The following is a 10,132-nucleotide window of genomic DNA, read 5'->3' on the forward strand; positions in this document are numbered from 1 at the left end:
GAGGAGGTGCCGCGGAGGAGGTGCCGCGGAGGAGGCCGCCACGATCGGCGGCCCCCTGGAGTGGCGCCGGGCGCCGCGGGGTCAGCGGGTGGCGCTCTCCGCGCCGTCGACCGGGCGCACCGCGACCGCGTCTATCTCGAAGAGCATCCCGGGCAGCGCCAGCGACGCGACGCCGCTGAGCGTCTGGGCGGGCAGCCGGTCGCCCCAGGCGGCGTGCAGGGCCTTCCCCAGCACACCCAGCTTCTCCAGGTCGTGGTCGACGACGTACGAGCCGAGCCGGACGACGTGCTCGAAGCCGAGGCCGACGCCGGCCAGCGCGGTGCGCAGGTTGTCGAAGGACCGCTCGACCTGGGCGGCGAAGTCGCCGGGGACGACCTGGCCGCTCTCGTCGGAGGCGTACTGCCCGCCGATGAAGACCGGTTCGCCGGGCGCGGAGGCGGCGTGGCTGTAGCCGAACGGCGTGGGGTCGTGCAGGCCGGCGGGGTTGGTGAGGGTGCGGTGGTCGTGGAGGTCACTCATGGTCGACGGTTCCTTCGGTTGTGGTGCGGTGGGTGCGACGGGTCGTTGTCGTGACGTCAGGTGCGGTGCTGCGCACGCCTTCCGGCGGTTCGGCGTCGACCCGGATCCCTCCGGTGGCAACGCTCCGCGCGGCGGCGATCATCCCGGCGGGCGGTCCCCCCGCCCGCCGGGCTTCCTTCCGGCGGTCCTCCTCCGGGCCGGTCATCCCTCCAGGCGGACGAGCATCTTGCCGGTGTTGGCGCCGCGCATCACGCCGAGGAAGGCGGCCGGCGCCTGCTCGATGCCCTCGACGACGGTCTGCTCGGTCCGCAGGCTCCCGTCGGCGAGCCAGCCGGCGGCCCGGCCGATCCACTCGGGGAAGAGGTGGAAGTAGCTGCTGACCAGCATCCCGCGCAGGTTCAGCTCCTTGGCCGCCGCCTGGAACAGGTTGTCGGGACCCGGGGCCGGGCTGGTCGCGTTGTAGGTGCTGATCGCGCCGACGAGGGCGATCCGGCCGCCGGTGCGCATCGCGCCGATGGCGGCCCGCAGGTGGTCGCCGCCGACGCTGTCGAGGTAGACGTCGATGCCCTCCGGGGCGGCTGCGGCGAGCTGTTCGTCCAGCGAGCCGGCCCGGTAGTCGATCGCGGCGTCGTAACCGAAGTCCGTCACCAGCTTCGCGGCCTTCTCCGGGCCGCCGGCCGAACCGATCACCTTCGAGGCGCCGAGCCTGCGGGCCAGCTGCCCGGCGACGCTGCCCACCGCCCCGGCGGCGGCGGAGACGAAGACGACGTCGCCCTCGCGGACCGGGGCGATCTCGGTGAGCGCCGCGTAGGCGGTGAGGCCGGTGGTGCCCAGCACCCCCAGGTAGGCGGAGGCCGGGGCGAGGCCGGTGTCGACGACGGTCGCGGCGGCGGCGTCCAGGACGGCGTACTCGCGCCAGCCGAGGAAGTGGGAGACGGTCGCGCCGACCGGCACGGCGTCGGAGCGGGAGGCGACCACCACGCCGACCGCGCTGCCGTCCAGGGCCGCGCCGAGCTCGAACGGCGGGATGTAGGACGGCGCGTCGTCCATCCGGCCCCGCATGTACGGGTCCACCGACATCCAGGTGTTGCGGACGACGATCTCGCCCTCGGCCGGCTCGGGGACTGCGGTGCGGACCAGCTCGAAGGTCTCGGCGGTGGGCGACCCGACCGGGCGGGAGGCGAGCCGGACCTCGGCGGAGAAGGTGGTGGCGGGGGTCACGGTGGTCTGCTGGGTGCTCATGGCGGGCTTCCTCGTTCTTCGTCCGGTGCTGCCGTTTCCTGCTGACGAGGAAGACTCTGCCGGGGGCCTCGCACGATCGGCTGACGGTCCGCGCACGGCCGCCCGGCCCGTACGCACAGGGCCGCCCGGCGGGCGTGCGCACGGGACGTCGGACCGGCCGACTTCCGGTGCGGGAACCCTCGGCCCGGACGCCGGCCCGGACGCCGTCGCGGACGCCCGCACGTCCGCCGGTGCGTAGGACGCCGGTGCGGCGAAACCGGTCGACAGGAGCGGCCCGGGTGGCGGAGAGTCGGGAAGCATGACCGTGCTCCCCGAACTGCCGCCGCTCCCCGCCCGCTACCGGAGCCGGCCGGCCGCCGTCGCCGACGCCCCGGCCGTCCACCGGCTGGTCGGCGCCTGCGAGCGCGACCTGCTGGGCCGGGCCGAGACCGGGTCCGACGACATCGCCGCCGACCTGGCCCTCCCCGACCTCGACCCGGCCCGCGACGCGCTGCTCGTGCAGGACGGCGACGGCGAGGTGGCCGGCTGGGCGTGGGTCCGCGGGGGCCGCCGGAGCCGGATCGACGTCCACCCGACCCACCGGGGCGCCGGGTTGGGCGGATGGCTGCTCGACTGGACCGAGGCGCAGGCCCGGCGTGCGGGCGGCGTACGGCTCGCCCAGGCCGTGGAGGACGGCGACCGGGCCGCCGTGGCACTGCTGCGCTCGCGCGGGTACCGGCCGTTCGTCTCCCAGTGGCAGCTGGGGATCGCGCTGCCCGCCCGCCCGGCGGCGGCCGGGCCGCCGGACGGGATCACGGTGCGGCCCTTCGCCCCCGGCGACGAGCGGGCGGCCTACCTGCTCACCGAGGACGCGTTCGACGAGTGGCAGGTGCGGCGCAGCTCCTACGAGGAGTGGGCCCTGCGGACCGTCGGACGGGAGGCGTTCGCGCCCGCGCTCTCGCGGGTGGCCCTCGCGGACGGGGAGATGGTGGGCGCGGCGCTGTCGCTCGACGTGCCGGGCGGGAGCGAGGGCTACGTGGAACGGCTGGCCGTCCGCCTCGACCACCGGAACCGGGGCATCGCACGGCTGCTGCTGGGCGAGGTGTTCGGCGCGTTCCACCGGCACGGGCGGGAGCTGTGCACCCTGTGGACGCACTCGAACACCGGCGCGCTGCCGCTGTACGAGCGGATCGGGATGACCGTCCGGCGCACCTCGTCGATGTACGGCAAGGTGCTCGACGAGGAGCCCCGGTAGGGCGGGGGGCGGTGCGGCGTTCCGGCGTTCGGCGTTCGGCGTTCGGCCGCTCCACGGTTCCGGGATTAGGGCTCGGCGCGGAACGCCGGGGGGAGAATATGACGCCCAGTCATCGGAAAGTCACGCATTTCCGTGATTGATGCGCACCTGCAATTTCCGCACCCCACCCCAACGGACGGAACGCCGTAGCCGGTTCATCACGCTTCGCATTCGCACCGGGAATTCCCGGTGCGGCGCGCACCCTAGACGTCGAGATCGGCCTCGATCCGCTTGAGACCGTGCCGGGCGAGCGCCAGGTTGGCGCGCGAGCGGTCCAGCGCCAGGTAGAGGAAGAGGGATCCGTGGCTGCGCGCCAGCGGGCGGATCAGGTGGTACTGGGTGCCGAGGGTGATCAGGATGTCCTCGATGACGTCGTCGATCGACAGCGCTGCCAGGGCCCGTATCTTGGCCCGGACGACCTCGGTGTTGGCGGCTGCCGCGACCTCCAGGTCGAGCTGCTGGCCCCCGCCGAGGAACCCGAGTGACATACCGCTCTCGTAGTCGGCCAGAGCCACGCCGATGGCGCCCTCGATGGCCATCGCGTCCTTGAGTGCGTTGTCAATGTTCATGCGCTGTTCGTCCTTTGCGTGACTTCCGGGCAGAACTCCCGTGTGCGGGAACAAAGTAGCAAGAAGCCACCCTCGGTGGTCACCCCGCGGAAATGGTGGAATAAAGTACGCTGCCAACAGTTCGGAACGTGAAGGGGTACTGGTGCGCGCACTCGAAGCTTCCCTCTCCGATGTGCTCGACTCCCCCGGAGTCGTCGGTGCCGCTCTCGTCGACGCCGTCACGGGCCTCAGCTACCACTCCGCCGGGGACCACCGGCTGCTCGGCAGCGGGGCCGAGCTCGCCGAGCTGACCAATCTGATCGGCGAGCGTCTGTACGAGGCCGGGGTGGAGAGCGAGTTGGAGAGCGTGGTGGTCACCAGCACCCGCCATCACCAGGTCGTCCAGGTGGTGCCCCGTCAGGGCGATCCCCTGCTGCTGGCCACCGTGCTGGACCGGGGTCGGACCAACCTGGCGCTGGCGATCCGCCAGACCGCCGACCGTGCGGGGGGCTTGCTGGCATGAGCGGCCCTTCCGACGAGCTGTCCCACGACCCGGCCCACCACCCTGCCCACCGACCGGCCGGCGGCCGGGCCCACGACCCGGCACCGCCCGTGCCGCCTGCGGCCCGTAACGTGCCCGCGCTGCTCCTCGCGCTGCACCGGACGGGCTTCACCGGCTCGGTCACCGTCTCCAGCGCACCGGGCGGCACCATCCACCTGGAACAGGGACTGGTCACGGCGATCGAGACCCCCGGGGCCCCGACCGCCGAGACCCTGCTGCTGAAGGCGCGGCGCGTCGGCGAGGCGGACTGGGCGACCGCCGAGACGGCCGCTTCCGCCGCCCGCCCGGTCGACGCTCCCGCGGCCTGGGGCGGCGACCTCGGCGCGGCCCTGATGGCCCAGGGGTCGATCGGCGCCACCGAACTCGAAGCCGTCTGCGCCGCCGCCGCCTTCGACGGAGCCTTCGCCCTGGTGCTCAGCCCGCCCGGCAGCTGGGAGATCGCCGAATCGGCGCCGCCCGCCCGGATCGCGCTGCGGCCGGGGATCGAGCCGCAGCGGCTCTTCGAGGAGACCGCCCGGCGGTTGGCGCTGCTGACCCGCCTCTGGGGCCCGCCCGGCGAGCTGGCCCGCACCCGGATCCGCCCTGCCGCCGCGGCCGAGTCCGCTGCGTCGCGGATCCCGGTCCGCTACCGGGAGGTCCTGGCCGCGGCCACCGGCCGCCGCACCCCGCGCGACATCGGATTCGCGCTGGGGCGCGGCGTGTTCTCGGTGCTGCTCGACGTCGTCCGGATGGACGCCCGACACCTTCTCCACCGCGAAACGGCGCTCCCGGCCGCCACGGCACCGAGCGTGGCTCCGCGAACACCGCCGAGCGGACCGCTGCCGACCGCGACCGGGCCGCTGCCGCGTCGCGTCCCCGGCGTACGCGGCGCAGGGAACGCGGGCGGCCACGGCCGGCCGGACTCCCGGCCCGAGGAAGCGGCGGGCGCTTCCGACGGTCCACCGAACGCACACCGCACCGAGACGACAGAGACGACCGAGAAGAGCAGACCATGAGCACCCAGACACCGACCGCCGTTCTCGTCGCCGAGTTGAAGTCCCTCCGCGAACGGGTCATGGGCATCTCCGAGAGTGTCATCTCCACCGCCGACGGCCTGCTGGTGGCCGCCGACACGGCCGCCGTCCACCCCGAGTCGGCCGCCGCCCTGTCGGCCGCCATGCTCGGCCTCGGCCGGCGCACCGCGGCCGAGGTCGGCGTGGGCGGCCTGCGCGACGTGGTCACCCGCTGCAACGGCGGCTACGTCGTGGTGCTGGCGATCGGGGACCAGGCACTGCTGATGGTCCTGGGCGACGAGGGCCTCGACATCGCCGGCCTGCACCGCGAGTCGCCCGCCTCGATCCGGCGGCTGAGCGAGCTGCTCGGGATGGTCCCCGCGGCCTAGCGCAGGCCCCGGCGACGGACGGGGGTGTCCGGGATCCGCGCGACGCCGGACGCCGGGCGCCGGAGGCCGGGCGCCGGCCGGGGCGGCTCCCGGCCGCGGCTACCGGAACCAGCCGGTCCAGACGCCGTTGGTCTGGCGGTTGTTGAACCAGTGCCTGCCGTCCGTGCCCTTCGCGGTCAGCTGCACGAAGTAGCCGTTCATGGCCCCGATGCTCACCGGGCCGGCGACCGGGCCGCCGAGCGAGACCCACTGGCTCAGGGACCCGTTCGGGTTCTCCCAGCGGGTCCACACCGCGTAGTCCGTTCCGACGACGAAGAGCTGCACCGTGCCGTCGGCGAACGCGGCCAGCCAGAGGGTCTCCCCGAACCCTCCCCCGCAGAGGAACCTGCCCCCGTAGACGTTGAGGGTCTCGTGGGTGATCGCCGCCTTCTTGCAGCCGGGTTGAGGGTAGGTGACCACGGCGGAGTCGGCGGCCTGGGCGGTGCCGGCCGTCCCGGCCACGCCGCCCGCCAGCGTGCCGACGACCACCGCCGCCGAGGCGACGGCCCTCCTGAGTTTCTGCATCCCCATCACGAACCTCCGGGTCACGGACCGTGCTCGCCTGCCGGACGGCAGGCGGGCGGGGCCCGGCCGCCCGACACGGCGGTCGGTCACGGCACGCCCGTAGACGCGTCCGCATCCGCGTACGCAGGCACCGGCCCCTCCCGGACAGCGTCGCCGACCGCCTGACATGTCGTCACCGCAACCGGTCGGTAAGGGCCGCGCGGACCGACCCGCCTGCCTCAACGGACGGCCCCACGGGAGGACTTGGGCTGCGAAGGCCGCCGCAGCGCCCCAGCTGGAGGGGCGCACCGCACTCCGGGGCCCGGGCGGACCGGACCGGATCGGCGTCGCCTTCGTGCCCCATGGGGCACGCCGCGGATTCCGCGAGGCCGGCCGCGGGTCAGGCGCCCGTGTACTGGGCGGCGTACTCCTCGCTGGGCGGGACGACGGTGATGACGTCGATCAGCACGCCGTCCGGGGCGGCGACGATGAAGTGACGCTGGCCGAACTCCTCCGTGCGCAGCGGCAGCACCTCGGGCAGGCCGGCCCCGGCGACGAGCCGCCGGTGCTCGGCGTCCACGTCGTCCACCTCGAAGTTCAGCAGCAGGCCGCCCCGGAGTGGGGTCCGGTGACCCTCGGGGAGGGTCGGGTGGGTGTGGTCCAGCAGGGCCAGCTCGTACTGCGGGGCGTCGGGGCGGCGCAGGCTCACGTACCAGTCGGCGTCGAAGGTGACCTCGAAGCCGAGGTGGCGGGTGTAGAAGGCGCGGGAGGCGGCCACGTCCCGGGTGGCGATCACCGGGTAGAAGCCACCGAGCCCGGCCGCGGGCGCGTTCGCGGTCCCGTTCGCAGTTCCGTTCGCAGCTCCGTTAGCAGTTCCGTTCGCGGGCTCGGCCCCGAGGCCGGTCCCGAGGTCGCTCCTGAGGTCGTTCGTCATGGCGGAGGCCCTTCGCGTCCATTTCACATACCCGGGGTATGTGAACCTTGGAGTTAGCATACCCGGGGTACGCGAAATGGAAAGGGCGGTGCGACGCGATGGCGGTCAACCGGGCGGAGCAGCGGGCAGCCACCCGGCGGGCGCTGCTGACCGAAGGGCGGCAGCGGTTCGCCGCCGACGGCTACCACCAGGTGGTGCTGGCCGAGGTGGCACGGGCCGCCGGGGTCACCAAGGGGGCCGCCTACCACCACTTCGACAGCAAGGCCGGGCTCTTCCGGGCCGTCGTCGCCGAGGTGCAGCAGGAGCTGGGCGAGCGGGTCGCGGCGGAGGCCGAGCGGCACGAGGACCTCTGGGAGCAGCTCCGGGCCGGCTGCCGCGCCTTCCTCGCCTCGGGGACGGACCCGGCCGTGCGACGGATCCTGCTGGTCGACGCGCCGACCGTCCTGGGCTGGGACGAGTGGCGGGCGCTGGACGAGGAGTCGTCCGCCCGGCACCTGGCGGAGGCCCTGACAGCACTCGTGGCGGCCGGGACCGTCGCCGAGCAGCCGGTGGAGCCGCTGGCCCGGCTGCTCTCGGGGGCGATGAACGAGGCCGCGCTCTGGATCGCACGGGGCGGGGACTCCCGGGCCGCGGAGCAGGCGCTCGACCGGCTCCTGTCGGGACTGCGCACGTCGGCCTGATCGCCGGGCCCCGGTGATCGGGCCCCGGCGCCGGGTCGGGCACCCGCACGGACACACACCCCGCCGGCGAGGGGCCGCCCCCACAGCGGTCCCTCGCCGGCGCCGCCGCCCGCGCCGGAGCACGCGGACGGCGGCAGGCCCGGGGACGGCGAAGGCCCGGGGAGGGACGGCCGGTGTGCGGCCGACCCGCCCCGGTCTCGCGGGTCAACCCCGCGGGTCGGTGAGGTAGGCGTTGAACGCCCCCTTCGTCGGCTCGGAGGAGTAGAGCCAGTGGCCCACGACGTCCCGGGTGAGCAGGGTGGCCCTCGGGAAGGACTGCGTCATCCGGCGCGCACCCGGCAGCGGCGTCCGCTGGTCGAGGGTGGCGTTCGCCACCAGGACGCGCGGGAGGTCGCCCGCCACCCGGGCGGGCCGGGCCTTCGGCGGGATGGTCCAGCCCTGGCAGCCGAGGACGATGTCCAGGCCCTGGGTGCTGACGCGGACGTGCGGCGCGGCCCGGGCGACCCGCTCCCGGATGGCCCGGTACTCGGCGTGGTCGCGGATCCGGAGGTCGTAGTCCCGGCAGAGCACGAGCTGCATGTCACGGGTGGGGCCCTGGTACTGGGGCCAGTGGACCGTGCCCGTCCCGGTGTACACGGCGGCCAGCTCCCGCGTCGCCCGCTCCGGGTCCCACCCCCAGGTCAGGAACGTGAGGAAGTCGGACAGGCCGTCGGCGTCGGCCACGGCCTGCGTCGGCCCGTCCGGTCCCGGGACGCGGAGCGTGCCGGCCTCGGCGCGGGCGAACAGTTCGGCGGCGACGGCCGCCAGGTCCCGGCCGCTCAACGCACAGGACGGCGCCGTCGAGCACCAGGCCGCCAGGCGCTTGAAGGTGTCGTCGGCGGTGACGCTGGCGTCGGTGAGGAAGCGCTCCGCGTTCGGCCGGTCCGGGTCCATCACGCTGTCGAGGGCGAGCGCGCGGAGCCGCTCCGGGAACAGGCGCGCGTAGCGCTCGCCGAGGAGCGTGCCGTAGGAGTGGCCGAGGAAGCTGATCCGGCGCTCGCCGAGGGCGGCGCGGATCGCGTCCATGTCCCGCGCCACGCTCTCGGTGTCCATGTGCGCGGCGAGCGGGCCCGTGAGCCGCAGGCAGCCGGCCGCGAGCCGGCCGTTCAGGGTGCGCATCTGCTCGAAGGCCGCCGCGTCGCGCGGGCGGGACGTGATCCCGCCCGCGATCGACTCGTCGCAGCGGGCCTGCTGGCTGCGGTGGCTGCCCCTCGGGTCGAAGCCGACGATGTCGAACCGCTGCAGCATCTCCGGCGTGTAGACGCCCTTCTGGGGGTGACCGGCGTGCAGCGCGTCGTCGGCCCCGGGGGCCCAGGGGCCGCCCGGGTTCGAGATCAGGACGCCGATGCGCCGGGCCGGGTCGGCGGCCCGCAGGCGGGCGACGAAGATGCCGGTCTTCGGGCCGTGCGGCTTCGACCAGTCCACCGGCACCTCGACCGTCGCGCACTGCGCGGCGGGGTTCGGGTCCGGCATGGGCGGTTCGCTCCTGGGGCAGGAGCCCCACCTGATCGGCGCCGCGGAGGTACTCGGCTCGGACTGGTTCTGGGCGGCGGCCGGTCCGGTCAGCGCGAGGGTCGCGACTGAGGCGGAGAGCGCCAGGAGGGCGGACAGTACGCGCCGCCCTCGGTTCGGATGGGTCTTCCCACGCATGCTCATGCCCGTGAACAACCCGCCGCCGGCCCAGCCGGGTTGCTTCCGGTCGTGACGAACGCCGATTCCGTGCCCGATGAGGCACCGCAGCCGGTCCTTCAAGTCCCTTACTTTCAAGGTTGGTTGACGGATCATCGGCAGACTCCGGAGGGTTCTCGGTGAGGCCGGACACCCGCTGCCCCGGTCCTTCGACCGCGGGTGTCCGGCCCCGCCCGCCCCGCCGTCCGGCGGAGTGGACCGACTCGTCACCCGGAGACACGGATGAAGAGGATCAAGAAGGCCGCCGCCACGGCGGTGGCCGTCATGGCACTGGCCATGGGCGGCGCGGCGGGCACGGCCGGTACGGCCCACGCCCGGAGCACCGGGGAGACGCTCCAGTGCGACTACCACAACACCGAGATCAGGTTCCTCCCCACCTTCGGGGGGCCGATCAAGTGCGGCGGCAAGTACACCCAGCCGCGGTACTTCACGTTCCACGACGGGACGTTCCAGGTCTTCGCCGTCGGGACGGACAACGCCATGTGGACCAGGTGGCTTCTCCCGGACGGGAGCATCAGCACCTGGCGCTCGCTCGGCGGCGTCCTCGACTCCGGGATCCGCATGGGGTGGCACGGCGAGGAGCTGATCTTCGACGCCGTCGGCACCGACGGGAACTGGTGGCGGCAGATCCGCTACACGAGCGGTGCGTGGAGCGGCTGGTTCAAGAGCTAGGAGCGGGTCGGCTCCCGGGTCGTGTGGCCGGAGCGGCGCTCCGGCCACAC

The 10,132-nt window shown here is 74.2% G+C and carries 12 protein-coding genes; 6 read left to right on the forward strand and 6 right to left on the reverse strand.

Features of this window, described 5'->3' with window-relative positions; translation table 11 throughout:
- Positions 1 to 81 precede the first annotated feature (81 nt).
- Together ABZY91_RS24385 and ABZY91_RS24390 are read right to left on the reverse strand one after the other, a co-directional pair.
- Positions 82 to 519: a RidA family protein gene (locus tag ABZY91_RS24385; protein WP_329882047.1), complete on the reverse strand. Its 438-nt coding sequence runs from the start codon at positions 517 to 519 to the stop codon at positions 82 to 84.
- A 201-nt stretch (positions 520 to 720) separates the two neighbouring features.
- Complete coding sequence (locus ABZY91_RS24390) at positions 721 to 1,761, reverse strand: NADP-dependent oxidoreductase (protein WP_355405221.1); 1,041 nt, start codon at positions 1,759 to 1,761, stop codon at positions 721 to 723.
- A 298-nt stretch (positions 1,762 to 2,059) separates the two neighbouring features.
- Here ABZY91_RS24390 and ABZY91_RS24395 point away from each other — a divergent pair, with 298 nt between their 5' ends.
- Positions 2,060 to 2,995 (forward strand): GNAT family N-acetyltransferase, encoded by a 936-nt coding sequence (locus ABZY91_RS24395; RefSeq protein ID WP_355405222.1) that lies wholly within the window; start codon positions 2,060 to 2,062, stop codon positions 2,993 to 2,995.
- A gap of 242 nt (positions 2,996 to 3,237) precedes the next feature.
- Here the strand turns inward: ABZY91_RS24395 and ABZY91_RS24400 are convergent, their stop codons facing one another.
- A complete protein-coding gene (locus tag ABZY91_RS24400) occupies positions 3,238 to 3,603 on the reverse strand; it encodes a hypothetical protein (RefSeq protein WP_329882044.1) in 366 nt (121 codons plus the stop codon).
- A 142-nt stretch (positions 3,604 to 3,745) separates the two neighbouring features.
- Between ABZY91_RS24400 and ABZY91_RS24405 the strand changes: the two genes are divergently transcribed.
- From ABZY91_RS24405 to ABZY91_RS24415, 3 genes are read left to right on the forward strand one after another with little or no spacing between them, the layout of a single operon-like run.
- Positions 3,746 to 4,105: a hypothetical protein gene (locus ABZY91_RS24405; protein ID WP_329882043.1), complete on the forward strand. Its 360-nt coding sequence runs from the start codon at positions 3,746 to 3,748 to the stop codon at positions 4,103 to 4,105.
- Complete coding sequence (locus ABZY91_RS24410; protein WP_355405223.1) at positions 4,102 to 5,139, forward strand: DUF4388 domain-containing protein; 1,038 nt, start codon at positions 4,102 to 4,104, stop codon at positions 5,137 to 5,139. Before ABZY91_RS24405 ends, ABZY91_RS24410 begins: the two co-directional genes overlap by 4 nt.
- Positions 5,136 to 5,525, forward strand: a complete 390-nt coding sequence (locus ABZY91_RS24415; protein WP_329882041.1) for a roadblock/LC7 domain-containing protein — start codon at positions 5,136 to 5,138, stop codon at positions 5,523 to 5,525. Before ABZY91_RS24410 ends, ABZY91_RS24415 begins: the two co-directional genes overlap by 4 nt.
- 99 nt (positions 5,526 to 5,624) lie before the next feature.
- Here the strand turns inward: ABZY91_RS24415 and ABZY91_RS24420 are convergent, their stop codons facing one another.
- Complete coding sequence (locus ABZY91_RS24420) at positions 5,625 to 6,089, reverse strand: hypothetical protein (protein ID WP_355405224.1); 465 nt, start codon at positions 6,087 to 6,089, stop codon at positions 5,625 to 5,627.
- Positions 6,090 to 6,468: 379 nt separating this feature from the next.
- The gene (locus tag ABZY91_RS24425) at positions 6,469 to 6,864 is read right to left on the reverse strand and encodes a VOC family protein (protein WP_355405228.1); all 396 of its coding nucleotides are present in this window, start codon (positions 6,862 to 6,864) and stop codon (positions 6,469 to 6,471) included.
- Positions 6,865 to 7,100: 236 nt separating this feature from the next.
- Here ABZY91_RS24425 and ABZY91_RS24430 point away from each other — a divergent pair, with 236 nt between their 5' ends.
- On the forward strand, positions 7,101 to 7,682 hold the full coding sequence (locus ABZY91_RS24430; RefSeq protein ID WP_355405225.1) for a TetR/AcrR family transcriptional regulator: 582 nt from the start codon (positions 7,101 to 7,103) through the stop codon (positions 7,680 to 7,682).
- Positions 7,683 to 7,886: 204 nt separating this feature from the next.
- Here ABZY91_RS24430 and ABZY91_RS24435 read toward each other — a convergent pair whose 3' ends face one another.
- Entirely contained in the window at positions 7,887 to 9,194 is a 1,308-nt protein-coding gene (locus ABZY91_RS24435) for an alpha/beta fold hydrolase (RefSeq protein WP_355405226.1), read from the reverse strand.
- Between the two features lie 438 nt (positions 9,195 to 9,632).
- On the opposite strand from ABZY91_RS24435, the gene ABZY91_RS24440 reads away from it, so the two are divergent.
- The gene (locus tag ABZY91_RS24440; protein WP_355405227.1) at positions 9,633 to 10,082 is read left to right on the forward strand and encodes a hypothetical protein; all 450 of its coding nucleotides are present in this window, start codon (positions 9,633 to 9,635) and stop codon (positions 10,080 to 10,082) included.
- Positions 10,083 to 10,132: the final 50 nt, after the last annotated feature.

This window comes from Kitasatospora sp. NPDC002965 (genome assembly GCF_040611255.1).
Taxonomy (GTDB): Bacteria; Actinomycetota; Actinomycetes; order Streptomycetales; family Streptomycetaceae; genus Kitasatospora.

Bases quoted from the DNA above. Each gene is read 5' to 3' on its own strand.
- ABZY91_RS24440 (WP_355405227.1), top strand. From the start codon at position 9,633: ATGAAGAGGATCAAGAAGGCCGCCGCCACGGCGGTGGCCGTCATGGCA.
- ABZY91_RS24395 (WP_355405222.1), top strand. From the start codon at position 2,060: ATGACCGTGCTCCCCGAACTGCCGCCGCTCCCCGCCCGCTACCGGAGC.
- ABZY91_RS24415 (WP_329882041.1), top strand. From the start codon at position 5,136: ATGAGCACCCAGACACCGACCGCCGTTCTCGTCGCCGAGTTGAAGTCC.
- ABZY91_RS24430 (WP_355405225.1), top strand. From the start codon at position 7,101: ATGGCGGTCAACCGGGCGGAGCAGCGGGCAGCCACCCGGCGGGCGCTG.
- ABZY91_RS24420 (WP_355405224.1), bottom strand. From the start codon at position 6,089: ATGCAGAAACTCAGGAGGGCCGTCGCCTCGGCGGCGGTGGTCGTCGGC.
- ABZY91_RS24385 (WP_329882047.1), bottom strand. From the start codon at position 519: ATGAGTGACCTCCACGACCACCGCACCCTCACCAACCCCGCCGGCCTG.
- ABZY91_RS24400 (WP_329882044.1), bottom strand. From the start codon at position 3,603: ATGAACATTGACAACGCACTCAAGGACGCGATGGCCATCGAGGGCGCC.
- ABZY91_RS24435 (WP_355405226.1), bottom strand. From the start codon at position 9,194: ATGCCGGACCCGAACCCCGCCGCGCAGTGCGCGACGGTCGAGGTGCCG.
- ABZY91_RS24390 (WP_355405221.1), bottom strand. From the start codon at position 1,761: ATGAGCACCCAGCAGACCACCGTGACCCCCGCCACCACCTTCTCCGCC.
- ABZY91_RS24410 (WP_355405223.1), top strand. From the start codon at position 4,102: ATGAGCGGCCCTTCCGACGAGCTGTCCCACGACCCGGCCCACCACCCT.